This is a genomic window from Candidatus Gastranaerophilales bacterium (assembly GCA_028696075.1).
GTDB lineage: Bacteria > Cyanobacteriota > Vampirovibrionia > Gastranaerophilales > JAILCC01 > JAQVHS01.
The window spans coordinates 60,959-87,227 of the sequence record JAQVHS010000002.1; the positions used below are offsets into that span (position 1 = coordinate 60,959).

Consider the following 26,269-nt stretch of genomic DNA (forward strand, 5'->3'; position numbering starts at 1 on the left):
TTATTATACTATTTATTTGCGTAATTTGAAATAGAAAGTACTGCCTTTATCAACTTCACTTTCAAGCCAAATTTCGCCGTTATGCGCATCTATGATTTGTCTGCTTAAATATAGCCCCAAGCCTGTACCGCTGGAGCGTTTTGCGGATGTTCCCTGCGAAAATCTGTTGAAAATTTTGTGGATATCTTCTTTGGGGATACCTCTGCCGGTATCTTGAATACTAAAAGTTAAATATTTGGATTCCTCCTGAATTTTAGCCGTCACAACACCGTCTTCCGGGGAATGAACGATAGAGTTGCCTAAAAAATTCGCTATAACTCTTCTTATTTCCTGTTTATCCGCATTTACGGTAATATTATCGGGAAAATCCTTAATAAGTTTAAGATTTTTCTTTTCTAAAAGTGATTTAACTTCTTCGCAGCAATGCAGCGTAAGCTCTGACAAGTTGAATTTATCCTTGTATAATTTAAAATTCCCCGATTCATACCTGTAAACCTCTAAAAGGGCGTTAACCAGCCCCAACATATCCTGATTGGAATGAAGCATTGTACTTAAGAATTTGGTTTGTTTTTCCGTAACAGTATCAATCGACCCGTCTAAAAAATACTCCAAAGTTTGAATTGCCGCCAAAAGCGGGGTTCTTAAATCATGGGTAAGCGTAGCAATAAAATCGTTGCGCAGTCTTTCTATTTCTTTCTGCATTTTAATCGTTGCAACAAGCTCACTGCGCTCCAGTCCGTTTTTAATATTAATTAAAAGCTCGTCATTATCCCATGGTTTTTCTATGTATTTGTAAAGCCCGACCTCGTTAATTGCTTTAATGGCATTTTCTTTGTCGGCATATCCGGTCAGGAGTATCATAGTAACAGAAGGTCTGATTTTTTTAACTTCGCTTAAAAATTCTATGCCGTTAAGCTCGGGCATTAAAAAATCGGAAATAATTAAGTCTACATCATTTTCCTGAACGTAACTCAAGGCTTCAAAAGGTGAATTAAAAACGAAAATTTCATAATCAGTCTGGGATTGGAGCAGAAATGAAAGCGTTGTTGTTACAAGCTTATCATCATCTAATATCAAGACTTTGCTCTTTTCTCTATCCAAAACTCAATCCCCGCTGAACTAATAACAGCTTATACCATATATTTTAAATATACAAATAGATTAATTTTGTAAAGTGTCGACTGCTTAATCATCAGACTATGGCAAAAAAGCATTTATGCACATATAATAAACTTATGGAGCTTTTAGAAATAAAAAACCTGAATATTTCCTTCAGGGTGGATGAATATATTCTGCCTGCGATATTTAATGTGAGTTTTTCCCTAAAAAAAGGCGAGTCGTTAGCTTTAGTGGGTGAGTCAGGCTGCGGCAAATCAATAACGGCAATGTCAATTCTTAACCTGCTTCCGCCGAATGCAATAGTAACTCAAGGCGATATAATGTTTGAAGGTCAAAACATACTGAAAATGTCGGACTTCCTGCTCCGCCAAATAAGAGGAAAGAAAATAGCCTTTATCCCTCAAGACCCTATGACAGCGCTCAATCCTCTATACACAATAGGCGAGCAAATAAAAGAAGTGGTAGAGCTTCATCAGGGGTTAAAAGGTAAAGAAGCGCAAGAAACCGTCATAAGCGCATTGAAAAGCGTAAAAATCCCCGATGCGTACGAAAAATATTATTCTTACCCGCACCAGCTTTCGGGCGGAATGAGGCAAAGAGTAATCATCGCAATGGCATTGAGCTGTGAACCTGATTTATTAATAGCGGATGAGCCGACAACCGCCCTTGATGTAACTGTTCAGGCGCAGATTTTGAATTTAATTAACCTTATTCAACAGGAGAGAAAAACCGCCCTTATCTTAATTACGCATGATTTGGGCGTCGTGTATAACGTTTGTGAAAATATTTGTGTAATGTATTCAGGCAGTATTGTTGAACAAACATCAACGAGAGAACTTTTTGCCAATCCTCTTCACCCTTATACGCAAGCTCTTTTAAATTCTCTGCCTACCGATAAAAACACTCAAATTAAAGCTATTTCAGGGCAGCCGCCATCAATTAAAGAATTAATCACGGGCTGCAAATTCCATCCCCGCTGTAAACACGCAATGCAGATGTGCGAACATCACATCCCCGTTTTAACGGAAATTGAACCTAATCACTGTGCAGCCTGTTTTTTGTACAATAATTAATCAACAATTTCCGCATCAACAATAACATCTTCCTGTTCTTCAACGGGAGGTCTGAGGGCTTCATCATAAGGCAATATCTCAGGAATTATTGCATCTTTGGAAATTGCAGGTCTTTTTAAAGGGGTGTTGCTTTCTGAAATAATTTCCGCATCTATAATAGTTTCAGGTCGTTTATGACTTAACTCTTCAATAATAGTTTTTCTCGAAATATCATCGGTCTGACCTGCCAGCATTTGGAATACATCTTCGCTTGTAGAATTATCTTTTCTGTCAACTGTTTCTACAGACCAAAGACATTTCTTGTTTTTTCTCAAAATAAAAACATCGTATTGGTTAAGCCGTGCTTTTTGAATTGCCAGCATATATATGTCAGGCAGAAAATTACGCAGCGTTTCAATATATGCCCTTGAGTCTTCTTTACCATGCCCGTGAATTGATTCTTTCAAAAAATACTCCATCTCGGGCGATTGCTTGAACTTCATCCCGAATGATTGGGCAGACTTGGCAGAGCAATGTGATGAAACTGAATTTATTTGCATAATAAGCTCCTGTACTTTTTAGTATTTATATTAAACCCTATAAAAGAGGAATTTGCTACATTATTGAGTTTTGTTGCACCTCAAAGCAGTAGCGCATTATTCTTTTTCTGTCATTTTCCGAAATTGTAGTGAATTGCGTTATAATTTCGAACTCATTATCATCGTTTAAAGCGGTATTAAGAACTTTAACAACCGCCTGAATAGGCCAGGTATTGTCTGTCAGGGTAAGCTTGATTTTAAGTTCATCGGCAATATTGAATTTTTCCGATGTAATGAATTTAATACCGTTACCGCTTAGGTTAATTGTTTTCGCCTTTATAGAAAATTTACCCGTTTCAATCTGCATGTTAAGACGGGCATTAACCCTTAAAAACTGCCTTTGTTGAACAACAGAATCTTCATCCTCATAATACTCTACGATTATCACCCCGTCTTCATCGGGAGCAGAAATAATTATAGAGTTAAGAACCAAAGTTCCGTTAATAGTTTCTAAACGAACTTTTATTTCTTTACCTTCATAAAAGTATTGGGAATACCCGCGTTTATCTACAGGGAATTTCAAAAAAAGCCTGTCATATTCCGCATCAACAAAAAGAGTTTTAATGACATTTTCAGTGCCGTCTCGCAAAGTGTCATATACAATAACATCTTTATTTAATATCAGGGATATTTTTTGGGCTTTTATCATCCGCTATACTCCGGGGATTTCATGCAACCTTATAAAGTTTGTTGTTTTGCCTCTTGCAAGTTCAGGGATAGAACCCGTGATAATAATTTTGTCATTGGATTTGTATCCCAGCGTCTTAACCAGTAAATTATTAATAAGTTTAACAGTTTCGCGGTTCATTTCAATCTTACAGTCAAATAATACAGGGAATACATCTCTGTATAAATTCATTTGCCGGCAAGCTGCTTCATTTTCACAAAGCGCATATATCGGTACAGACGGCTTCCCTTTTGAAAGTAAACTTGGAGTGTACCCTGAAGCTGTAAACGCCAGGATTGCTTTTATGTCAATTTTTTCAATCATCTTCATAATAGCAGAGCAAATTGCTTGTGCATCAGGGTTATTAATCTGCCGCATTTCGGCAGGGTAATAGTTTCTGCTGATAACATCGCTGTTTTCAACGTTTTTAGCAATCTGTGCCATCATCTCCACTGCTTTAACAGGGTATTTGCCGATGGTTGTTTCTTCACTCAACATCACGGCATCAGTACCGTCAATAATAGCATTTGCAACGTCAGAAGCTTCTGCCCTTGTCGGCATAGGCTGCTCTACCATTGATTCAAGCATTTGGGTTGCTACAATAACTACTTTTTTCTGCGCATTAGCTGCTTTGATAATCTTTTTTTGTACCAAAGGCACCTTTTCGGGTGAAATTTCTATGCCAAGGTCACCCCTTGCCACCATAATACCTTCAGATACGGTGATTATAGAGTCAAGATTGTCTATTGCCTGCGGTTTTTCAATTTTTGATATGATGGGAATGTTTTTACCAAAAACCTCCAGTATATTTTTAGCCTTAATTACATCGTCTTTTGAGCGGACAAAAGAAAGCGCAATATAATCGACTTCATTATCAACCGAGAATTTAATATAATCTACATCACGCTTTGTAATAGCTGAAATACTCAAAGTAGAACCCGGGATATTAAGCCCTTTCCTTGATTTTAAAATACCGCCGTTAACGACAACGGCTTTTGCATAATCAGGCTCTGTACCGGTAACTCTGAATTCAAGCCTGCCGTCATCAAGCAATAATCTATCACCGGATTTTACGTCTTTTACAATACCTTCATAATCAACCGGAATTATATTTTCACCTTTTTGTTCCATCTGGGGTTTTATAATCAATTCCTGATTAACCTTAAGTTCGATAGGATTGTCAAGATTTCCGACTCTGATTTTAGGTCCTTGTAAATCCAATACAACCGGAATAAACCTTCCGAGTTCTTTTGATATTTTTCTTATGGTTTGTAATCTGTGTAAATGTACCTCAGGAGTTTCATGCGATGAATTCAGGCGGAACATCGTAGTTCCCGCCAAAATTAATTCTTTAATCACCTCTTCGCTATCGCTGGCAGGACCTATGGTTGCCACGATTTTTGTCTTTATAAATTCTTCTTTTTTAATCATTCTTCTCTTCTGCCATTTCTGCTTCTTTTATCTCTTTTTCCTTCTTTTTCTTTTCTGCAGTGACAGGCTCCGACTCTGATTCGGAATATATATGTCCGAATTTAATCATATCGTCCTCAATGTTTAAACCGATACAGTCCCCATGCCTGTAATGCCCCGTCAATATCTCCTCTGCAATGGGGTCTTCAATTTTCTTTTGAATAACCCTTCTTAAAGGTCTTGCACCGTATGTAGGACTATAGCCCTTTTCTGCAAGCCAATCTTTTACTTCATCAGGAACCTGCAGGCAAAGCTCTTGTTCGCCCAAGCGTTTAACAAGGTCTTTAAGCATAATCTCAACAATTTTCCTGATTTCTTCTTTTGTTAAGTGAGCAAATACAATAGTATCATCAAGCCTGTTTAAAAATTCAGGTTTAAAGAACTTCTTCATTTCTTCGCTTACCGTATCTTTAAGTCTTTCATAGCGGCTCTTAGCCTCATCGTTTGCAACGGCAAAACCAAGCTGTGAATTATTTTCTATCATTGTTGCACCAACGTTTGAAGTCATAATAATAATAGTATTTTTAAAGTTAACGTGTCTTCCTCTTGAATCGGTCAATCTGCCGTCATCAAGAATTTGCAGCATTAAGTTAAACACATCGGGGTGTGCCTTTTCAATTTCGTCAAATAAAATAACGCTGTAAGGTTTTTTCCTGATGGTTTCTGTTAGCTGTCCGCCTTCGTTGTAGCCGACATAACCCGGAGGAGAACCGATAAGTTTGCTGGTAGAGTGTTTTTCCATAAATTCTGACATATCAACCCGCACCATATTATCTTCAGAGCCAAACATTGCTTCTGCCAAAGCTTTTGCAAGTTCTGTTTTACCAACCCCCGTAGGACCGGAGAAAATAAAGCTTCCGATTGGTCTGTTAGGACTTTTTAAACCGACTCTGGCTCTTCTTATGGCTTTGGCAATAGAAATAACAGCCTGGTCTTGTCCGATAACTCTTTGGTGGAGGGTATCTTCAAGTTTAAGCAATCTTTCGCCTTCGCCCTCGGTAATTTTTTGGACGGGAATACCTGTCCAGGTGCTTACAATATTGGCAACCTCTTCTGCCGTAACCGTAGCTTTATTTTGTTCCTGCTCCAGTTTCCATTTTGCCTGCAAATCTCTTATCTGTTCTTTTAAATCAGCTTCTTCATCACGCAGCTGGCTTGCCCTGTCAAATTCCTGATTTCTGATTGCAAGTTCTTTTTGTCTTGAAATATCTTTTAATTTTTTCTCAAGTTCCCTGCCTTCAGGGGGAAGCCCCGAAGCTCTCAATCTTACTCTTGAGCTTGCTTCGTCAATCAAATCTACTGCCTTATCGGGCAAAAATCTGTCAGTAATATATTTATCGGACAGAACAGCTGCCGCAATAATGGCTTCGTCGGAAATATATAATTTGTGGTGTTCTTCGTATTTGGATTTTAATCCTCTTACAATCTCGATAGTATCATCGACAGAAGGCTGCTCTACGTAAACAGGTTGGAATCTTCTTTCCAAAGCAGCATCTTTTTCAACGTACTTTCTGTATTCATCAAGAGTAGTTGCCCCGATAACCTGCAGTTCGCCCCTTGATAACACGGGTTTCAAAATATTAGCGGCATCAATGGCGCCTTCTGCAGCGCCTGCGCCTATTAAAGTATGCATTTCATCTATAATCAAAATAACGTTGCCGTTAGCTCTGATTTCATCCATTATTTTCTTTAAACGTTCTTCAAATTCGCCGCGGTATTTTGTACCTGCAACCAAAAGCCCCATATCAAGCTGGATAAGCTTCTTATCTTCCAAAATATCCGGTACTTCATGGTTTACAATTCTAAGTGCAAGCCCTTCTGCGATGGCAGTTTTACCTACGCCGGGCTCACCGATAAGAACGGGATTATTTTTTGTCCTTCTGCCCAGAATTTGAATAACTCTTTCTATCTCTTTTTCTCTGCCGACAACAGGATCTAAACGCAATTCCTGTGCAGCTAATGTAAGATTAGTTCCAAACTCGTCCAAAGAAGGTGTCTTTGCCTTGCCTCCGGATACGGTGGCAGCCGTTGCAGGACCTGAACCCTGAGAACCGCCTCCTGCTGAAGTTGATTTTGTTTCACCAAGCATTTTAACAACATTACTTCTGACTTTATTCAGGTCAAGCCCGAGATTTTCTATAACTTTTGCAGCAACCCCTTCGCCTTCCCTTATTAATCCTAAAAGCAAGTGTTCCGTTCCTATATAGCTATGCCCAAGCTGTCTTGCTTCATCCCAGGACAATTCCAAAACCCGTTTAGCACGAGGGGTAAACGGAATTTCAACGGCAACAAAGCCTGACCCTCTGCCGATAATTTTTTCAACTTCGGCTCTGGCATCTTTAAGGGTAACTCCCATTGCTTTAAGTGTTTTAGCGGCAACACCCGTGCCTTCGCCTATTAAACCGAGTAAAATTTGTTCTGTACCAACGAAATTATGACCTAAATGCCTCGCTTCTTCCTGCGCTAACATTATCACTCTTATTGCCTTTTCGGTAAATCTTTCAAACATGATAATCTCCATTGAAATATATAGTTAATTTAATTATACAAGGAAAGTAATAATTTTCAAAAGTTTAATTAATCCTCTTTGAAAAAATACACCAAAACATCCCTTGAATTTAAACCATGTTTTTGTTAACTTATTATCAAAGGTTAATCGTGAAAAAAATCACATATAAAATAAAAATATCACGAAGTATATGAAAAGGAGAAATAATGACACAATTGAAGTCTGCTGCAACAGTTGATTTCGACCTGATAGATAAAATTTTATCGGAATGCGGGACAAAAAAATCCAATCTTATTGCAGTACTGCAAAAAATTCAAGAAGCTTATAAGTACCTTCCTGAAGATGCCATGACTTATGTAGCGGGAAAGATAGGACTTTCGCCTGCAAGCGTCTATGGTGTCGCAACATTTTACAGCTTGTTCAGTCTTGACCCTAAAGGAAAATACGAAGTAAAAATCTGTGACGGAACAGCATGCCACGTTAGGGGAAGTCTTCCTGTTTTAGATGCAGTAAGAGGCAAATTAAATTTAACGGATAAAAAAATCACCACGGACGACGGCAAATTCACGGTAGAAACAGTGAGTTGTCTTGGGGCTTGCGGTCTGGCGCCTGTAGTAGTAATCAATGAAAAAGTTTACCCTCAAATGACAGCCGAAGCAATAAAAATAGTTATAGATACTCTTATTAAAGAAGACAGTGAGGGTTAAAATGGCAGTTATGACGGATATAAAAAAAGAAGCACAAAAGGCAAAAGAAAAAATCAATGCAATGCCTACAAGGGTATTGATTTGTGCAGGTACGGGCTGTGTAGCTAACGGTTCAAAAAATGTTATTAAAAAGTTTCAGGAATTAGGATGCGAATGTGCAGACAGAGAGTGCAATTGCAGCAGCAATACTTTCTCAACGGTTATAACAGGATGCCACGGTTTTTGTGAACAGGGCGTACTGGTTGTAATCCCAAGCCTTGATGTTACTTATGTTAAGGTCAAAGTTGAAGATGTTGAAGAAATTGTAGAAAGCCACATAAAAGGCGGAAAACCTGTTGAAAGGCTTCTTTATACAGACCCAAAAACAAACGAACACGTGTTTAAAAATGAAAATATTAATTTTTACGCAAAACAAACAAGAACATCATTGGCAAACTGCGGTGAAATCAACCCCGAATCGGTTGATGAATATCTGGCGGTAGGCGGATACGAAGCGTTAGCGAAAGTTCTTGAAGAAAACAATCCTCAAAATGTTATCAAAACCGTAGCGGATAGCGGATTAAGAGGTCGCGGCGGCGGCGGATTTTCTACCGGACGAAAATGGGGATTAATGGCAGCAGGCGATAAAAAATACGTAATCTGTAACGGTGATGAAGGCGACCCGGGCGCTTTTATGGACAGAAGTATTATGGAAGGCGACCCTCATAAATTAGTGGAGGGTATGGCTATTGCCGCTTTTGCAACAGGAGCGGACGAAGGTTATATCTATGTCAGAGCGGAGTATCCTCTTGCTATCGCAAGGTTAAGAACCGCTATACAAGAAGCCGAGGAAAGAAACCTGCTCGGTAAAAATATAATGGGTACAGGGTTTTCATTCGACCTTCACATTAAAGAAGGTGCAGGAGCATTTGTTTGCGGAGAAGAAACAGCTCTTATCGCTTCAATAGAAGGCGAAAGAGGTATGCCAAGACCCAAACCCCCGTTCCCTGCGGTAAAAGGGTTATTTGGAAAACCGACTATTATTAACAACGTAGAAACTTTAGCAAACGTACCTTTGATTATAAAAAAGGGCGCAGGTTGGTTTAAGAGTTTCGGAACATCAACAAGCGCAGGAACGAAAACGTTTGCGCTTACAGGCGAAGTTAACAATACAGGCCTTATTGAAGTACCTATGGGTACAACTTTAAGGGAAATCATATTCGATATCGGCGGCGGAATCAGAAACAACAAAAAATTCAAAGCCGTACAAATCGGAGGACCTTCGGGCGGGTGCTTGACAGAAGAGCATCTGGATTTGCCCCTTGATTACGATTCACTTATCAGAGCAGGCGCTATGGTAGGTTCCGGCGGATTGGTTGTAATGAATGAAGATACTTGTATCGTAGAAGTCGCAAGATTTTTCATGAATTTCACCCAAAACGAATCTTGCGGCAAATGTGTTCCTTGTCGTGAAGGTACAAAAAACATGTTAAGACTTCTTGAGAAAATCGTTGGCGGTCAGGCTGTAATGGAAGATTTGGCGCTGCTTGAAGAGCTTGCTCTTGCGGTAAAAGACGGTTCTTTATGCGGTTTGGGCAAAACTGCTCCAAACCCCGTTTTATCAACGCTAAAATATTTCAGACATGAATATGAAGCGCATATTTTGGAAAAACGCTGCCCTGCAGGGGTTTGCAAAGCCTTCAAAACTATAATAATAGAAGAAGACCTTTGCAAAGGCTGTACAAAGTGCGCTCGTGTATGCCCTGTAAATGCAATCGAAGGTAAAGTTAAAGAAGTTCACAAAATCAAACAAGAAGCTTGTATCAAGTGCGGCTCTTGTCTGGCGGCTTGTCCGTTCAAGGCCATCAAGGAGGTTTAATTAAAATGTCAGAAGATAAGAAAATTTTATACATAGACGGCAACCCTGTTGAATTCACTAATGAAAAAAACTTGCTTGAAGTAATAAGGAAGGCAGGTATTGAAGTTCCAACATTGTGTTACCGCCCCGACCTTACACTATATGGTTCTTGCCGTATGTGTGTTGTAGAAATCGAAGGCAGAGGAATTCAATCGAGCTGTACAATGCCTCCCGAAGCCGGTTTAAAAGTCCACATTAACACAGAAAGAACAAGACGTGTAAGAAAAATCTCTTTAGAACTTTTGCTTGCAAACCATAACAGAGAATGTACAATGTGCGAAAAATCGGAAGACTGCGAGCTGCAAAGTCTTGCAAAAAAATACGGTATAAGAGATATCAGGTTTGAAAAACAAAAAGAACTTGTGCCTATCGATGCAAGCAGCCCTTCTATAGTAAGAGATGTAAATAAATGTATTCTTTGCGGCGCTTGTGTAAGAGCTTGTGAAGAAATTCAGGGTTTAGGAATTTTGGGTATTGCAAAAAGAGGTTCAAACTCTGTTGTAACACCCGCCTTTAATAAAACAATGCCCGAAGTCGACTGCGTTTACTGCGGACAATGTGTAGCAGTATGTCCTGTAGGCGCATTAACAATTAAAAATGATGTAGAGCAGGTTTGGAATGAAATTACCAACCCTAAGAAAAAAGTAGTTGCCCAAATAGCGCCTGCCGTAAGGGTTGCAATAGGTGAAGCTTTCGGATTTAACCCCGGTGAAGATACAACCGGTAAAATTGTTGCCGCACTGAGAAAAATAGGGTTTGACAGAGTATATGATACAAACTTTGCCGCGGATTTAACGATTATGGAAGAAGGCACAGAGTTCGTAAACCGTTTCAAAAATGGGGGGAAACTTCCTCTGTTCACGAGCTGCTGTCCTGCATGGATAAAATTTGCAGAAACAAAATATCCTGAACTTTTACCATATCTTTCAACCTGTAAATCACCCCAACAAATGTTCGGCTCCGTAACTAAAAAGCTTATTTCGGAAGAATTCGGCATAGACAGAAAAGACCTTACGGTTGTGTCCATCATGCCTTGTACCGCTAAAAAAGCTGAGGCAAAACGTCCTGAATTTGCGGTTGATGATGACCCTGATATAAATTATGTTTTAACTACACAAGAAGCAGTCAGGATGATTAAAGAAGCAGGGATTGACTTCCAGCACGTTATGTGTGAACTTCCGGATAATCCTTTAGGCTTGTATTCAGGTGCAGGTGTGATTTTTGGAACATCAGGCGGTGTTTTGGAAGCCGCACTCAGAACAGCATACAAAATTATCACGGGAACAGAGCTTGAAAGTATTGATATCACACCCGCAAGAGGACTTGATTTTGTTAAAGAATTTTCTGTTGATATAGCGGGCAATAATTTGAAATTTACTGTAGCAAACACATTAAGTGCGGCAGATAAGGTAATTAAAGATATCCTTGCAGGCAAAGCGGATTATGCGATGGTAGAAGTAATGGCTTGTCCGGGCGGATGTATAGCAGGCGGCGGACAACCCGTAAGCTGCAAAAATCCAAACATCAAGAAACAACGCTCCGAAGGCTTATATTGCTGCGACCAAAAGTTAGCTATACGCCGCTCCCATGAAAATCAGGATGTTCAAACTGTTTATGAAAAATGGCTTGGCGCTCCAAACAGCGAAGAAGCCCACCACAATTTGCATACACATTATCTAAACCGTAAAGAAACATCTTATATGAACGTAGGAAAACAGTTAAAAACAACATAACTTCAAAAGCGGGGCATTTGCCCCGCTTTTTATTGAGTAAAATCTTCCAAGCTTCCCTAAGCTCTTCACCCCTTCACCTCTTCAACTTAATCCTAGCCCTCTCAGCTTCCCAGCCTCCCGGCTGCCAAGCTTCCTTAAGTTCTTCACCCATTCACCTCTTCAACTTAATCCCGGCTTCTTAATTTAATCCTCTTGTATCAACCTGAAAAATAGATTAAAATAAAGGTATGAACATAGTAGCAATAATTCCTGCAAGAGGTGGGTCTAAAAGACTTCCGCATAAGAATATCAAGTTGTTGCTGGGCAAGCCCTTAATTGCCTGGTCTATTGAATCTGCCCTAAAATCAAAACTTATCAATAAAGTAGTGGTTTCGACAGATAGCCCTGAAATTGCCGATACAGCTAAACAGTACGGAGCACAGGTTCATATAAGACCCGGGGAACTTGCGCAGGATACTACTAAAACAGCCCCTGTCTTGGTTGATGTTGTTAATATGCTGGAGATAAATTCTTACAAGCCTGATATTATTATTCTTTTGCAGCCTACTTGTCCTGTCAGAGAAGGCGGGCTTGTTGATGAAGCGTTAAGGATTTTACTTGAAAATAAACAATATGACAGTATTTTCACAGGGTTTCAAAAATGCTATACTATGGCATTATGGAAACTCACACATTCAAATGAAGCTTTGAATTTGTATGATTATCATTTGCGCCCGAGATGGCAGGATGTTGAAACCAACGAAAAAATAATGGCGGAAGACGGGGCATTTTATGCAATAAGATATGATTCATTCAGAAAGTATAGTGATTTTATAGGAGAAAAACCATTTATATTAGAAATCCCTAAAACCGTTGATATAGATACACAGGCTGATTTTGACAAAGCCCGGGAATTATTATTGAAAGGATAAGTATGAAAATATTAATAGCAAACGATGACGGAATACAGGCATTAGGGATTGCGACCCTTGCAAAAGCGTTATGTAAAGAACATGAAGTTTATATAATAGCACCGGACCAGGAACGCAGTGCGGCAGGGCATGCATTGACGCTTAATATGCCTTTGAGGGTAGTCGATGTCAATATTGGTATAGATGTAAAAAAAGCCTGGGCAATATCAGGAACCCCCGGCGATTGCGTAAAAATAGGAGTTACAGCCATTTTGGATGAGAAGCCGGATTTGATTATTTCAGGTATCAACCATGGTCCCAACCTGGGTTCGGATGTTTTATATTCAGGCACGGTAAGCGCTGCTATGGAAGGCGCTGTGTTGGGCTTCCCCAGTATTGCGGTTTCTTTGGCGGATTTGTACGGCAATTCTTATAACTTTAACCCTGCAGCTGAATTTATGGCAAAGTTTATTAACAAAATAGACAACATTAACTTCCCTAAAAAAACCATTCTCAATATTAACATTCCTGCTGCAGAGCTTGAAGATATGAACGGGATAGAAGTTACCAGACTGGGTACAAAAGTTTATACCGATGAATATGAAAAACGACTTGACCCGAGAGGTAAAGTATATTACTGGCTTGCAGGCGAAGTTAAGCACGACAGCCAGGAAAAGGGTACTGATATTTATGCCGTAAGAGATAACAAAATATCAATTACTCCTGTAACATTTGAGATGACTTATACAAGCATTTTGCCCGATTTGGAAGTTGCTTTTTGCAAGTCAAACTGTACTTAAGGTGATTGGATTATGAAAAAATACAACAAAAAAGCTTTTTCTCTGATTGAAATTATGCAGACGGTTATTCTGCTTGGGATTATAGCAGGGTTGTCTATTTCATTTTTCAGACGGCTGGATACTGATTCTAAGCTGGAAGCCCCTACCAGAGATGCAATTCAAAAAGCGGTAGACCAGACAATTAAAGATGTATGTAATTCTACAGTACCTATATGTGAAGCTTATGCAGCGCCTGTTTGCCCCGACGGATATACACACAATACAACTGCAGATACTTGTGTATCTAATGTTACGACAACCCAAGCTGAGTGTACGCTGGGGGTTATTAATTCCGCAGGTTTTTGTGAAACTCCGATGTTATGTAATTGCCCTACAACCCCTGCGGAATATGGTTGGTATATTACAGGCTCTGAAGTTGTTTGCGGCAGGAAAGTTGCACAAGGTACTCCTTGTAATACGGATGAAACTTACGCAGCAAGAAAAACAGGCGCAGGAGAGGATATTTATACATGCGATATTCCTATGCCGGTGTTAAAAGAGTCTTTACAGGGCGAAGCTTGTCCTGACGGAAATATTGATTTGTCTTATAAGGAAAGGATAAACGCAGAGTCAGAACTTTGTGTAGGTATATTTAAAAATTTAAACCATGTAACGCCTGATAATCCGGAAGTAATCGCAGACTGTAATTCGATTGCTACTGCTGAAGAAAAGTGGCGATGTCAGGTTTGCAGAGCCCAGGGTAAACTAAGATTGACTAATGGTGTCATGCTTACTGTACAAGGCTATGTCGCAGACCAAGCAATAATAAAAATGGATTTAGATAGAAATGCAGATACCATCAATGATATTAAGTGCATTAGTATCACTAAGCAAGGTGAAATTGCCACAATCGCTTGCCCTTAATTAACCAAGGAAAATAAAAATGACAGAAGATATAAATCAAAAAGTTATAAATATTTTTTCAAAACATAAAGCGCAAAAGCCGCTTGAAGATGAGAGCCAAGTTGTTGATTGCGGCGACGGGGTACAATGTATCACCATCAAACTTGATAAATACGGCAAAACCTTTGACAAGGATGAGATTATAAAAAATGCCAATGATTGTGAATATATTGTAAAAGTTTTGGTTGATGCGCAGCCTCATCCATATATCAAGAATTATAAAATCACAGGCAAAAAACTCATTTCTTTTATCCATAAATTCATCAAAAAGAAAAAAGAAGGCATAATTATTGAAGTGGATAAATATTTTCCCGAAGATTTAGCTTAATAAATTTTCATTATCAAATTATACTTGTTATAATTAAATATAATGAATTTATGGGGATAAAAATTGGCTATAGTAGAGGGGAATTCTAAATACAAACAGCCTGCGTCAAGATTGGCTGTTGACGCTCAAGAAGCTGTCAGTGATAAAAGTTTTGAACAGTCTATAAGACCGCAGAAGTTCTGTGATTATATAGGTCAGGCTCATTTAAAAGAAACTCTGCAAATCACCATTACATCAGCTCAAAAACGTATGCAGTCAATAGACCATATGTTATTTTACGGTCCCCCGGGACTTGGCAAAACAACCCTTGCTTCCGTTGTTGCTAATGAAATGGACGTTAATATAAAAATTACATCAGCTCCGGCGCTTGAGCGTCCTCGTGATATTATAGGGATTTTGATGGGGTTAAAATCAGGTGAGATATTATTTATAGACGAAATTCACAGGCTTAGCAAGATAGCGGAAGAAATCCTTTATCCCGCTATGGAAGATTTTTTTATTGATATGACAACCGGCAAAGCACAAACAGTTAAAAACTTGAGGGTGCCTGTTCCAAAATTCACTCTTATAGGCGCAACTACAAAAGCGGGAAGTTTGTCAGGTCCTTTACGTGACAGATTTGGTATCATCCACAGAATGGAGTTTTATACCGTACAAGAACTTATGCGGGTTATTAAAAGAACTGCCGATATTCTGACGATTGGGATTGATGATAAAGGTCTGGAATCAATTGCAATACGTTCGAGAGGTACCCCTCGTATAGCAAACAGATTAATAAAAAGGGTTCGTGATTATGCGATTGTGCGCTATGACGGCAAAATTGACGGCAAAATTGCAAATGAAGCACTCGATATGCTCAGGATAGATAAATTCGGGCTTGATACGACCGATAGAGATTTGATGAAACTTATCATAGAAAAATACGACGGTGGACCTGTAGGTATCGAAACATTGGCAACTGCACTCGGCGAAGATGCTAAAACCATAGAAGATGTTTATGAGCCGTACTTGCTTCAGTCGGGTTTGATTTTAAGAACAGCAAGAGGACGCAGAGTTTCACCCGAAGGTTACAGAATGCTGGGCTTCAAACAGTTCTCATCACAAATAAGCTTGGAGTTTTAAGCAGAGGAAAACCGTAGGACTGGGCTATCAACCCTTAAGTTCTTCACCTCTCCAACTTAATCCCAGCCGCCTAGCTTCCCAGCTTCTTATTAAATCCATGCCCGCAATTTTTTATATCAAATTGTTTTTATTAAGATAAGATAATTAAGAACAAAGGAGAAATGTCATGGCAGTGCCTTCATGTAATCGTTATTCAGGATTTCCCGGTACTAATTTTTATTCTATGAAGTTAGATAATATTATGGCTAATGATATGATGAGATTTAGCCATAATCCTCAGTTTAGCGGGGCTTCAAGCCTATGGGGAATAGGTGGCGGTATCCCAAACTATTGCGGCGGTTTTGCCGGAGGTGGCGGCGGTTGCTTCCCTATTTTTGGCGGCGGCGGTTATGGATACGGCGGCGGTTATGGCATAAATAGAGAAATGAATCAAGTTGCATTTCTGTCAGGTTTTGGTCCTCGTTCAGCTAATTCTGCGGATAGGTACGGATCGAGCGAAATTGCCGGAAATACCGGATGGGGGAATTTCTTCAAAGACAAAGCATTTGGTTTAGTTGATGCATTTCTTCCATTTTAGTAAAAATTCAGATTCTATACAAAAAAAGACTCTCATTCGAGGGTCTTTTTTATATGAATTAACTTGCAGATTTGCCCGTTTATCCGATTACAAATATCAATAATCGGTTAAAGTTGTGGTATGAAGAGTGCATATCTTTATATTTTACTGATTTTTTTATTATCTCTGAGCTCGTTATTGCTTGGTTATCTTGCCGTGCTTTACAGGCAAAACAGCTTTAACTCGTTATTGCGGAATATTCAATCAAAATTTGAGAATATATTTGATAAAGAAAAATTATCTTTTATTCTTATGAAAGAAACAGAAGAAATGTTTAATCCGTCAGATTGTGTTTTAGTTGAATATTCTTATACCGGTACCAAGGTTATTGCTTCTACAAGAACGATAGACAGCTATACAAAAAATCAGTTTCATAAAGAAAGCTATATGATTTTAAAGAATTTGTTAAAATCGGTTACACATATTCTTGACCACAATGCTTTCAAAAATGAAACAGTCAGAAAATACTTGAATTTTTTAAACTACGAAAATTTTTATGTAGTGCCTGTGTTTATTGATGACTATCATATAATGGTAATGGAGCTTTATTATGACAACAAACCCGGCAAGTTTGATAAAAAACTGTTAAGGCATATTATATATCTTTTCGAAAAAGCTTACCGCAGCTTGAACTATATTTCTAAATCAAATGCCCGTATAAGACGTGATGAGCTTGTTATCAAAGTCCTCGATAAAATCCGCAACACTTTGGATGAAAAAGAAATCAAACGTCAAATATTGGAAGAAATAGGCAGAGCGTTTAAAGCAGACAGAGTTGTCCTGATAGAATATGATAAAAAAAATACCGAAAATATCCCCTCTTTTATCAAGGAATATATAGGAAATCCTTATCTAAGACCTATCAAGGAATCCGGATATGATATTAAAAAAATTTGGGAAGTCTTATTAAAAGCAATACCTCAAAGACCTCCTATATTTGTCGTTGAATCCGCAGAAAAGTTTCTTAAGGATAATAAGCTTGAAGGCAGTGAACTTGAAGAATTTTTTATAAAAACACAGGTCAAGTCCAGTTATCCGTTTAGAATTCGTGAAAATGACGATAAAGTCTTGTATCTTTTTCTTCAATATATAAGTGAAATAAATATAATGGATGAGCACGATTTAAAAATACTTGAACTGCTTGCTAAACAAATAAATATAGCTCTAGAGCAGGCTGAATTATATTCCAGGATGAAAATGCTTATGGAAAAAGAAAAGACGCTTAGAGGCATAATTTCTGAAACTAAAATTTTACCCAACACTACACAGATTTATAAATACCTGCTTGAAAAAATTACCGATTTGTTTAAGGCAACAGGTACTATTATAGTAGAATTTCACCCTGAAAGCCCTTCATTGGATTATAAAATATACAATTATTACAAACCTAATACAGTAAACATTAAAGAAGATACATTTCCTGACCGTTTATTTAAGCTTTTTTATGATGTAAGTGTTAATCAGCGCCCCTGTTTTATAAAAGAAATCAGAGAATATTTAAAGGCGAATAATTTAGAGGCTGTTTTTGAAGAAAATAATATAAAACTTGCTGCAATATTTCCTTTTATAACACGCAATCCCAAACATTACAGTGCGTTGGGGCTTATTTATCAGCGGGATGTTGTGCTTTCCGCTTATCAAAAAGATTTGCTCTCAAATATTATAGACAGTACCTCTCATATTGTTAAAGAATTAACCAGAAACTCTGAAATTATCGAACTTAGAGAGGCGTTCCTGTCTACTTTGGCGCATGATTTACAAATCCCTTTGATTGCTCAAAGAAATGCTATCGAATATCTTCTCAAGAAAGAAAAACAACATAACGGTGAATACAGAATTGTTGAAGAATTGCTTGAGACAAACCAAAACCTTACTAATATGCTGAAAAATTTGCTTAGTATTTATAACTTTGAGGCAGGCAAATATAAACTTTATAAGCGCCATTTTAACCTGCTTGACGTTATTAATGAAATAGAGGCAAAATATGCGCCACTTATAAAGGAAAAACATTTGAACATAAAAAAAGAGATGCGCACGGATGAACTTATAGTCCATGGGGATATGGCGGAGATTCAAAAGGTTTTTGAAATTATATTTATGAATGCTATTGACCATACACGATATGCCAGCGATATTGTAATATCATTTGAACGTAAAGATAATGTTCTGATTACCTGTATTACCGACCAGGGCGAGGGGATTTCTGAAGATATTAAAAAGATAATCTTTCAGCGAAATGCAATGTCTAATTTTCTTGAAAGAAAAATTGGTGCGGGCATGAATTTGTATTTAGCGAAGTTGATTATTAGCGCCCACCACGGAAAAATTTACTTTAATACCCAAAAAAGCGAAGGCTCAAGCTTCTGTGTAGCCTTGAGCGGGTAAAAAGCTTAGGCTCTGTACTCAGTGACACTACCAAGTTGTTGAATAATCCATATTTCCACGTTCAATTACCCACCGCGCACAACCGTAGGTGCTATGGTAGTCATCTGTTTTTTGGCAAAAAGAATGAGGATATGTCGTGCCGCTGGAATTTGCTCCTCCCAAGGGGAAAATACCTTGTTTTGTGAGATAAAAAACGAAAGTATCAACCCCCCATTGATTTGGTGGTTTACTTCCGTTAATATCCACATTTAGCCAAACGCAGTAAGGTAAACCATTAACAGTGTAGCTACCTTGGCAATTATTTGCACGAAAATTTGTAGAAAAAGAAATTCCAACGTTATCATTGGTCAAATATTTATAATTGGTAGCTCCTGAAGGTTCGACAGCAGTGGCATAAACATTACCTGAAAGGGATTTGTACGTGGAACTACCAAAACAGCCCTGTTTTGTCGTACCACATTCTTCAATAATATTAATGTTTTTAAACAAGTGTTTCCAATCACCATTCCAATTGGTTGGATCACCATTTTCTATTTCGGCTAGCTTATAAGCTTGCTGAAGTATAGAATATGTCTTTTTTAACTTAGTGACAGTTTCTCTTTCTTGCCAAGATTGCAGAAGGCTTGGTATGGTTACTACGGCAATAACACCTATAACCATAAGGGTTATAAGAACTTCCGCTAATGTGAAGGCCTTATGGAGTTGGGGGATTGTTGATACTTTTAATTTTTTCATAAACAGTTCAATTTAATTTTAGACTTTAATTTATATAAACCAGTATAAATCAAAACTCGATACATGACCAGTAAGTAACTAGTAATTAAGCTTGACGAGGACAATATATCTGTTAGAAATGTCTTTAAAATCCTATGCTTGTTAGATTTAGAACCTAATATTATCTTTAGGACTTTAAAACGTGAAAGCCTCAAAGGTGTTTGTGTGACTGATTGAAAACCTTGTTGCATTTTCTTTTTTTATGCTACAATTTCTTTAAGCCTCGGTAGCTCAGCTCCGGCGAGCCAGCGGCGAGGGCTATAAATATAGCTCTATCCGGCTGAGGTAATTGAAAAAAGAATAATAATTAAAACTATGCCTCGGTAGCTCAGCTCCGGCGAGCCAGCGGCGAGGGCTATAAATATAGCTCTATCCGGCTGAGGTAATTGAAAAAAGAATAATAATTAAAAACTATGCCTCGGTAGCTCAGCTCCGGCGAGCCAGCGGCGAGGGCTATAAATATAGCTCTATCCGGCTGAGGTAATTGAAAAAAGAATAATAATTAAAAACTATGCCTCGGTAGCTCAGCTCCGGCGAGCCAGCGGCGAGGGCTATAAATATAGCTCTATCCGGCTGAGGTAATTGAAAAAAGAATAATAATTAAAACTATGCCTCGGTAGCTCAGCCGGATAGAGCAACCGCCTTCTAAGCGGTAGGTCATGCGTTCGAATCGCATCCGAGGTATTTTTTATGCAAAAAATTGCGAACGCCTGACCTACGGTCGAACAGAATTTATAATGCCTCCGCAAAGCTGCGGCTGGCGAATCGCATCCGAGGTATTTTTTATGCAAAAAATTGCGAACGCCTGACCTACGGTCGAACAGAATTTATAATGCCTCCGCAAAGCTGCGGCTGGCGAATCGCATACGAGGTATTTTTCTTGGCAAGAGTCAAAATTAACGAAGTAAGCAAACGGCAAAGTATAGTCATAGCTTACTTTTTTGTCTTTTATGGTACAGTTCGATAATAAAAATTTAAGCATTCTCCCCTTTTCTTTATTATTTTGGGATAAATACTTACCATAAGCGTTTTTCAAAAATTCTAAAATTTTAACTCCTTCATCGTAATATTTTTTATCGGCATTATGAAATGCTTGCAATGAATTTTCTATTTCTTCAATTTGATTTGTCCATTCTTGTTTTTTCTCAAGCCAAAATTCATTATCAACAATACCGTCAAGCTTGTCTATGTATAATTTATCTAATCTGCCTTTGATTTTTTTATGTTGTATCTGCAGACTGGTAATTCTTTCTTCGCTAAATTTTATTTTGTCAGCTAAACTTTCTTTTAAGCCTACTTTGATATATTCACGGTGTTTATCATCTAATGTAACGGCTCTGACGGCAGTATCAAATTGTTTTTCAAGTTCTTCTTCTCTGATATAGTTTTTCTTTTGGGAACAGGTTTTGTCGTGTCCTGTGCAATGATAATAAATATATTTCCCCTTTTTTATTTCCGCTGTTATTGCACATCCCCATTCTGCACACTTTAATAAGCCTGCAAATGCAAAATCATGGTCATTTCTATATAATGGCTTGTTATCTTTCTTAAACGCTCTTTGAACATCATCAAATAGTTTTTCTGAAATAATCGCATCATGCCTGCCCCTATAAATTTCATCCTTGAATTTTAATACTCCTGCATAGTTAATATTTTTAAGAATTTGTTCAAGTTGTCCTTTGGAAATTTTTGGAGAACTTGGAGTATAAGTATATTTTTCATCAACTAGAATTTGTCTTACTTTTTCTAAAGATAAATCACCTTGAGAATATAATTCAAAGGCACGTCTTCAAAGGGAGCTTTTTCTTCATCAACAATGGTTGTCTTGGGGTCAATCTTTTTATAGCCGTATGGAACTTGCCCAATAAAATAACCTTCTTGTGCTTTTTTTAATCGTCCTTTTTGGGTTTCTTCTCGTAAGTTATCAATAAAGTTCTTTGCCATTAAGACTTTAATGCCATGAACAAACTTTTGGTGTGAAGTTGCATTTTTGCCAATTACTTCATTTTCTTTGACTAAATGAATTATAAAATCATCTTCGCCAATTTCCACATAGTCTTTAAAGTTCCTGTAAAATCTATCAGTTTTTTCTACAAGTATCGTTTTGACGTCTTTGCTAGACTGTAAAAATTTAATCATTTCATTGAATTTTATTCGTCCGGCTTGCTTTGCTGTTTGTGATTCTTCAAAGGTTTTTACTATTTCAATATTGTTTTTCTTAGCGTAATTTTTAAGCAAATCAATTTGAGCAGGAATAGAAAACCCTTCCTTTTCCTGTTCTTCTGATGAAACTCTTGCATAAATTATGGCTTTAATCATATTATCCTCGTTTTAAATTTAATGCTTGGATATTAACATTATTTACCTTATTTTCAGGGCTTTTTATGCTTTCGCCATTTGAAGGATTTCTTCCAACTCTTGCTGTCCTTTTTGCTGTTTTTTTGCCAACATCCATGTTTGTGGATTTAAACGGAATAATCTTCGCCAAATCTTTTTCAATCTTACGATTTTGCTCAAGTAATTCAAGATTAGCTTGCAAACGCAAAAAGTAACCTTTTGAAAGCCCAAAATATTTTGTAAGTCTTAGGTCTGTATCGGCTGTAATATTTCTTTGTCCTCTTACAATAGCATTAATTCTATTTGAAGGAACATTGATAGCAACTGCAAGGGCATTTTGAGAAATATTCAAAGGCTCTAAAAACTCTTCAAATAAAACTTCTCCAATATGTGGAATCGGAATTAATTCTTCTTTCATAATAATTTCTCCTATTTTAATTATATATTTATATTATACACTACGTACAACATATAATCAACCCCTTGCATGAAGTTTTTTGAAGAAGTATTTGGAAATTAGTGATAGTCTATTATTTCTACATTAATAGCGTCATTGTCAACCCAATTAAAACAAATTCTGTACTGCTGATTAACCCTAATAGAATATTGCCCTTTTCTATCACCTTGAAGCTGTTCCAAAAAATTTGCCGGTGGAGTTGTCAAATCATCAATACTTTCAGCAGCATCAATACTATATAGTTTTATTAAAGCCCTGCGTTGAATTTCATGCGGAATTTTTTTTGAAAATTTACCATTATAAATTTTTTCAGTTTCTTTACATTTAAACGATTTAATCAATTTCAAACCCCTTAGTAAATTCTTATTACAATTATTTTACAATAAAAATGGACTTTTAATTCCAAGTTATAATTCTTCATGGAATTAACGAGTGGCTTAGTGGTACCAAAAGGATAATTATTTGGAACAAACTTCTTGGCTTTTGTTCTTAAAATATTTGGAAGAATTGGCGTCGAGTCGAAAAAACTTTGTCTGGTCAGTAAATTATAAATTTACATGATATAATTTGTTATGAAGTTTACGAAAGAAAAATTGTGCATTTGAATTCTTCCAACATAAAAGATAATAGAAAAAGAGGTTCTGTTGCTAAGTTTCTTGAAGAAAAAATGATAGAAAATTCTAAGCTCTGCATTGTTACAGCTTATTTTACAGTTTATGCTTTTGATGCATTAAAAGATAAGCTTGGAAGTTTAAAACAAGTCGAATTTTTGTTTGGTGAACCTGCTTTCATAAAAACTGTAAAGCCTGAAAATGCGGAATCTAAAGTCTACAAAATAGAAAATGACCAAATACAATTAGCAAGCAAATTAACACAAAAAAATATTGCAAAAGAATGCGCTATGTGGATAAAGGAAAAGGTAAAAATAAAATCAATAAAGCAAAGCGGTTTATTGCATGGAAAAATGTATCATATTACAACTCCTCAAGAACAAGAAGATGCTATTTTAGGAAGCTCTAATTTTACAATGAAAGGATTGGGGTTAGCACAAAATTCTAACATTGAACTAAATCTTGAAATTGATAGCAAAAGAGATGTCGTTGAGTTAAAAAAATGGTTTTATGAAATATGGAATGATTCTAATTTAGTTACTGATGTTAAATCTGAAGTATTAAAACATCTAGAATTATTATATAAAAATAATTCTCCTCAAATAGTATATTTTAAAACTCTTTACCATCTTTTTGAAAATTTTTTAAATGAAGAAAGTAGCCTAAAAGATTTAGAGAACCAAAAACAATTTACCGAAACAATGATATGGAAAAAATTATATCAATTCCAAAAAGATGGTGTAAAAACAGCTATCAATAAAATAAATAAATATAATGGTTGCATAATTGCTGATAGTGTTGGATTAGGAAAAACTTTTGAAGCTCTAGCTGTCATTAAATATTTTGAACAATATGGAAATCAAAATGTTTTAGTAATTTGTCCCAAAAAACTCAGGAAAAACTGGACTAAATATCAGGTTCAAAATAACGATAGAACCAATCCGTTTTTGGGAGATAAATTTAGATACACAGTACTAAGCCATACCGATTTAAGTAGAGAAACAGGTTGGGTAGATAGCATTAATTTAGAAAATTTTTACTGGGAAAATTATGATTTAATAGTAATTGATGAATCGCATAATTTTAGAAACAATACAAAAGGCAGAAAGGATGAATACGGTGAAGTTAAAAAAAGCAGATATGAAAGACTTCTAGATGATGTTATTACAAAAGGTATAAATACAAAGGTTTTGTTATTATCTGCAACTCCTGTAAATAATACTCTTGATGACTTACAAAATCAGTTATATTTCATAACAGCAGGTAAAGATGGTGCTTTTAAAGAAAATCTTGAAATTTTGAATTTAAAAAGCCTAATATCACAATCTAAAAGAGAGTTTTTAGAATGGTCAAAACAAGAAAATAAAACACAAATGACCTTACTTGACAAATTAAATCCTTCCTTTTTCAAACTTTTAGATGCTTTGACAATTGCTCGTTCTAGAAAACATATCAAAAATCATTATCCTGAGTCTTTGAAAGAAATAGGAGCTTTTCCTAAAAGAAAAAAACCTCAGTCAATTTATTCCAAAATAGATTTATTGGATGAATTTCCCCACTACGATGATATTAATGATACTATATTGAATTATAAATTATCTTTGTTCACACCCGCAGTTTTCTTAAAAGAAAAGCATAAAAAAGAATATGCAGAACAGTCTAAGATAGCTCAATTTACTCAAGAGAGTAGAGAAAAATTTCTAATTGGGATGATGAAATCGAATTTTTTGAAACGGTTAGAAAGCTCTGTATATTCTTTTAAAATAACTCTTGGTAACACAATTCAGAAAATAGATAATTTAATTGGAAAAATTGATAAGTTTGAAAAATATGATTTTGATGACTTCGTTTTTGAAGATTATGAAGATAATGAATTAAATGAGATGTTAAGAGTTGGTAAAAAATTAAAATATGACTTAAAAGATATCGATTTAGACGACTGGAAATATGCTCTAAATAAAGATAGAAATGAATTAGAAAAATTATATAGAAAAGCTTTAAAAATAACTCCCGAAAGAGATGCAAAATTAAATGAGTTAAAGAACTTAATTTCTGAAAAAATTAAAAATCCTACATTAGATAAATTTAACAAAGGAAATAGAAAAGTTGTTGTTTTTACAGCATTTAGTGATACTGCAAAATATATTTATGACAACATAAAAGATTATATAAAAAATGATTTAAATGTTAATATAGCTTTAGTTACTGGCAGTGACTCAAATACAACTTTGGGCAAAAATGATTATGATGAAATTTTAATTAATTTTTCACCTATTTCAAAAGAAAGAGCCAATCACAATATATTAGAAGAAATTGATATTTTGATTGCAACTGATTGTATTTCAGAAGGTCAAAATTTACAAGATTGTGATTATTTGATTAATTATGATATTCATTGGAATCCGGTTAGACTTATTCAAAGATTTGGACGTATAGATAGGATTGGAAGTATTCATAATGAAATTCAACTTGTTAATTTCTGGCCCACTGATGACTTAAATAAATATATAAAATTAAAAAACCGGGTTGAAGAAAGAATGACATTAGTTGACGTATCAGCAACCAATGCAGATAACATTCTTAGCCCTGATGAAATTGAGGAGGTAATTAAATCGGATTTAAAATATAGAGACAAACAATTAAAAAGAATGAAAGATGAAATTCTTGATTTGGAAGATTTTGAGGAAGGAATATCCTTAACCGATTTTACCCTGGAAGATTTCAGATTAGAATTAATAAGTTTTATTCAAACCAATAAAGAATTATTAGAAAAAATGCCTCTAGGAATAAATGGTGTTACTTCACGAGAAATCTTATCGTTAAGTGGCGATAAGCACAATTTATCACAAGGAGTTATTTTCTGTTTGAAACAATTAAACAAGCCTAAAGACAAAGAAAATATAAATCCATTACAACCGTATTTTTTAGTTTATATAACTATGGAAGGGGTAATAAAATACACTTTTGTTAATACAAAAAAAATATTAGAGATATATAGAGCATTATGCTCCAACAGAACTGAACTCGATGAATCCTTATATGAATTGTTTGATGAACAAACTTCCAATGGTCAAGATATGGAACTTTTTAACGATTTATTAAACAAAGCCTTAAGAAAAATAAAAGAAAAATTTGAACATAAAATGTATGATAATTTGTTTAATGTAAGAGGAGGGAAAATCCCCAAATTCAATGAACTAATAAATAGTAACGAGGATTTTGAACTAATCACGTGGCTTGTAATTATTTGAGGT

Annotated in this window: 23 protein-coding genes and 1 tRNA gene; 13 read left to right on the plus strand and 11 right to left on the minus strand. The window is 36.3% G+C overall.

What is annotated here, in order from left to right; translation table 11 throughout:
• Positions 1-12: 12 nt before the first annotated feature.
• Positions 13-1,101: a hybrid sensor histidine kinase/response regulator gene (locus PHX18_01750; protein MDD3593330.1), complete on the minus strand. Its 1,089-nt coding sequence runs from the start codon at positions 1,099-1,101 to the stop codon at positions 13-15.
• Between the two features lie 134 nt (positions 1,102-1,235).
• On the opposite strand from PHX18_01750, the gene PHX18_01755 reads away from it, so the two are divergent.
• Positions 1,236-2,192 (plus strand): ABC transporter ATP-binding protein, encoded by a 957-nt coding sequence (locus PHX18_01755; GenBank protein MDD3593331.1) that lies wholly within the window; start codon positions 1,236-1,238, stop codon positions 2,190-2,192.
• Here PHX18_01755 and PHX18_01760 read toward each other — a convergent pair.
• The 4 genes from PHX18_01760 to PHX18_01775 are packed head-to-tail and all read right to left on the minus strand — an operon-like array spanning position 2,189 to position 7,416.
• Positions 2,189-2,731: a hypothetical protein gene (locus PHX18_01760; GenBank protein ID MDD3593332.1), complete on the minus strand. Its 543-nt coding sequence runs from the start codon at positions 2,729-2,731 to the stop codon at positions 2,189-2,191. The two genes, PHX18_01755 and PHX18_01760, sit on opposite strands and share 4 nt — an antisense overlap.
• A 55-nt stretch (positions 2,732-2,786) precedes the next feature.
• Positions 2,787-3,419: a PilZ domain-containing protein gene (locus PHX18_01765; protein MDD3593333.1), complete on the minus strand. Its 633-nt coding sequence runs from the start codon at positions 3,417-3,419 to the stop codon at positions 2,787-2,789.
• A 3-nt stretch (positions 3,420-3,422) separates the two neighbouring features.
• Complete coding sequence (gene pyk, locus PHX18_01770) at positions 3,423-4,868, minus strand: pyruvate kinase (protein ID MDD3593334.1); 1,446 nt, start codon at positions 4,866-4,868, stop codon at positions 3,423-3,425.
• A complete protein-coding gene (locus PHX18_01775; protein MDD3593335.1) occupies positions 4,861-7,416 on the minus strand; it encodes an ATP-dependent Clp protease ATP-binding subunit in 2,556 nt (851 codons plus the stop codon). The genes pyk and PHX18_01775 overlap by 8 nt, the downstream gene beginning before the upstream one ends.
• Positions 7,417-7,622: 206 nt before the next feature.
• Between PHX18_01775 and PHX18_01780 the strand changes: the two genes are divergently transcribed.
• The 10 genes from PHX18_01780 to PHX18_01825 all read left to right on the plus strand — a co-directional run bounded on the left by PHX18_01780 (position 7,623) and on the right by PHX18_01825 (position 18,836).
• Entirely contained in the window at positions 7,623-8,123 is a 501-nt protein-coding gene (locus PHX18_01780) for an NAD(P)H-dependent oxidoreductase subunit E (protein ID MDD3593336.1), read from the plus strand.
• Between the two features lies 1 nt (position 8,124).
• Positions 8,125-9,981, plus strand: a complete 1,857-nt coding sequence (gene nuoF, locus PHX18_01785; GenBank protein MDD3593337.1) for an NADH-quinone oxidoreductase subunit NuoF — start codon at positions 8,125-8,127, stop codon at positions 9,979-9,981.
• 5 nt (positions 9,982-9,986) lie between these two features.
• Entirely contained in the window at positions 9,987-11,753 is a 1,767-nt protein-coding gene (locus PHX18_01790) for an NADH-dependent [FeFe] hydrogenase, group A6 (GenBank protein MDD3593338.1), read from the plus strand.
• 227 nt (positions 11,754-11,980) lie between these two features.
• Entirely contained in the window at positions 11,981-12,664 is a 684-nt protein-coding gene (locus PHX18_01795) for an acylneuraminate cytidylyltransferase family protein (GenBank protein MDD3593339.1), read from the plus strand.
• Positions 12,665-12,666: 2 nt separating this feature from the next.
• Entirely contained in the window at positions 12,667-13,443 is a 777-nt protein-coding gene (gene surE / locus PHX18_01800) for a 5'/3'-nucleotidase SurE (GenBank protein ID MDD3593340.1), read from the plus strand.
• A gap of 12 nt (positions 13,444-13,455) precedes the next feature.
• Complete coding sequence (locus PHX18_01805) at positions 13,456-14,346, plus strand: hypothetical protein (protein ID MDD3593341.1); 891 nt, start codon at positions 13,456-13,458, stop codon at positions 14,344-14,346.
• Between the two features lie 19 nt (positions 14,347-14,365).
• Entirely contained in the window at positions 14,366-14,713 is a 348-nt protein-coding gene (locus PHX18_01810) for a hypothetical protein (protein MDD3593342.1), read from the plus strand.
• A 63-nt stretch (positions 14,714-14,776) separates the two neighbouring features.
• On the plus strand, positions 14,777-15,835 hold the full coding sequence (gene ruvB / locus PHX18_01815) for a Holliday junction branch migration DNA helicase RuvB (GenBank protein MDD3593343.1): 1,059 nt from the start codon (positions 14,777-14,779) through the stop codon (positions 15,833-15,835).
• A gap of 166 nt (positions 15,836-16,001) precedes the next feature.
• Complete coding sequence (locus PHX18_01820; protein MDD3593344.1) at positions 16,002-16,412, plus strand: hypothetical protein; 411 nt, start codon at positions 16,002-16,004, stop codon at positions 16,410-16,412.
• Positions 16,413-16,532: 120 nt separating this feature from the next.
• On the plus strand, positions 16,533-18,836 hold the full coding sequence (locus PHX18_01825) for a GAF domain-containing sensor histidine kinase (protein MDD3593345.1): 2,304 nt from the start codon (positions 16,533-16,535) through the stop codon (positions 18,834-18,836).
• A gap of 27 nt (positions 18,837-18,863) precedes the next feature.
• On the opposite strand, the gene PHX18_01830 is transcribed toward PHX18_01825, so the two are convergent.
• Positions 18,864-19,571 (minus strand): type II secretion system protein, encoded by a 708-nt coding sequence (locus tag PHX18_01830; GenBank protein MDD3593346.1) that lies wholly within the window; start codon positions 19,569-19,571, stop codon positions 18,864-18,866.
• A gap of 649 nt (positions 19,572-20,220) precedes the next feature.
• Here PHX18_01830 and PHX18_01835 point away from each other — a divergent pair.
• Positions 20,221-20,294, plus strand: a tRNA-Arg gene (locus PHX18_01835).
• A gap of 31 nt (positions 20,295-20,325) precedes the next feature.
• Here PHX18_01835 and PHX18_01840 read toward each other — a convergent pair.
• From PHX18_01840 to PHX18_01860, 5 genes are all read right to left on the minus strand, one after another.
• Complete coding sequence (locus tag PHX18_01840; GenBank protein MDD3593347.1) at positions 20,326-20,709, minus strand: hypothetical protein; 384 nt, start codon at positions 20,707-20,709, stop codon at positions 20,326-20,328.
• Between the two features lie 389 nt (positions 20,710-21,098).
• Positions 21,099-21,230 (minus strand): hypothetical protein, encoded by a 132-nt coding sequence (locus PHX18_01845; protein MDD3593348.1) that lies wholly within the window; start codon positions 21,228-21,230, stop codon positions 21,099-21,101.
• 126 nt (positions 21,231-21,356) lie between these two features.
• Entirely contained in the window at positions 21,357-21,929 is a 573-nt protein-coding gene (locus tag PHX18_01850) for a recombinase family protein (protein MDD3593349.1), read from the minus strand.
• A gap of 1 nt (position 21,930) precedes the next feature.
• Entirely contained in the window at positions 21,931-22,365 is a 435-nt protein-coding gene (locus tag PHX18_01855) for a HigA family addiction module antitoxin (GenBank protein MDD3593350.1), read from the minus strand.
• 98 nt (positions 22,366-22,463) lie between these two features.
• Complete coding sequence (locus tag PHX18_01860) at positions 22,464-22,745, minus strand: type II toxin-antitoxin system RelE/ParE family toxin (GenBank protein ID MDD3593351.1); 282 nt, start codon at positions 22,743-22,745, stop codon at positions 22,464-22,466.
• A 260-nt stretch (positions 22,746-23,005) separates the two neighbouring features.
• Between PHX18_01860 and PHX18_01865 the strand changes: the two genes are divergently transcribed.
• Positions 23,006-26,266 carry a helicase-related protein gene (locus tag PHX18_01865; protein MDD3593352.1) on the plus strand — a complete coding sequence of 1,087 codons (3,261 nt, stop codon included), beginning with the start codon at positions 23,006-23,008 and terminating at the stop codon, positions 26,264-26,266.
• Positions 26,267-26,269: the final 3 nt, after the last annotated feature.

Coding starts and splice junctions, on each gene's coding strand:
- PHX18_01755 (MDD3593331.1), top strand. CDS start 1,236: ATGGAGCTTTTAGAAATAAAAAACCTGAATATTTCCTTCAGGGTGGAT.
- PHX18_01760 (MDD3593332.1), bottom strand. CDS start 2,731: ATGCAAATAAATTCAGTTTCATCACATTGCTCTGCCAAGTCTGCCCAA.
- PHX18_01765 (MDD3593333.1), bottom strand. CDS start 3,419: ATGATAAAAGCCCAAAAAATATCCCTGATATTAAATAAAGATGTTATT.
- pyk (MDD3593334.1), bottom strand. CDS start 4,868: ATGATTAAAAAAGAAGAATTTATAAAGACAAAAATCGTGGCAACCATA.
- PHX18_01775 (MDD3593335.1), bottom strand. CDS start 7,416: ATGTTTGAAAGATTTACCGAAAAGGCAATAAGAGTGATAATGTTAGCG.
- PHX18_01780 (MDD3593336.1), top strand. CDS start 7,623: ATGACACAATTGAAGTCTGCTGCAACAGTTGATTTCGACCTGATAGAT.
- nuoF (MDD3593337.1), top strand. CDS start 8,125: ATGGCAGTTATGACGGATATAAAAAAAGAAGCACAAAAGGCAAAAGAA.
- PHX18_01790 (MDD3593338.1), top strand. CDS start 9,987: ATGTCAGAAGATAAGAAAATTTTATACATAGACGGCAACCCTGTTGAA.
- PHX18_01795 (MDD3593339.1), top strand. CDS start 11,981: ATGAACATAGTAGCAATAATTCCTGCAAGAGGTGGGTCTAAAAGACTT.
- surE (MDD3593340.1), top strand. CDS start 12,667: ATGAAAATATTAATAGCAAACGATGACGGAATACAGGCATTAGGGATT.
- PHX18_01805 (MDD3593341.1), top strand. CDS start 13,456: ATGAAAAAATACAACAAAAAAGCTTTTTCTCTGATTGAAATTATGCAG.
- PHX18_01810 (MDD3593342.1), top strand. CDS start 14,366: ATGACAGAAGATATAAATCAAAAAGTTATAAATATTTTTTCAAAACAT.
- PHX18_01820 (MDD3593344.1), top strand. CDS start 16,002: ATGGCAGTGCCTTCATGTAATCGTTATTCAGGATTTCCCGGTACTAAT.
- PHX18_01825 (MDD3593345.1), top strand. CDS start 16,533: ATGAAGAGTGCATATCTTTATATTTTACTGATTTTTTTATTATCTCTG.
- PHX18_01830 (MDD3593346.1), bottom strand. CDS start 19,571: ATGAAAAAATTAAAAGTATCAACAATCCCCCAACTCCATAAGGCCTTC.
- PHX18_01845 (MDD3593348.1), bottom strand. CDS start 21,230: ATGAAATTTATAGGGGCAGGCATGATGCGATTATTTCAGAAAAACTAT.
- PHX18_01850 (MDD3593349.1), bottom strand. CDS start 21,929: ATGATTAAAGCCATAATTTATGCAAGAGTTTCATCAGAAGAACAGGAA.
- PHX18_01855 (MDD3593350.1), bottom strand. CDS start 22,365: ATGAAAGAAGAATTAATTCCGATTCCACATATTGGAGAAGTTTTATTT.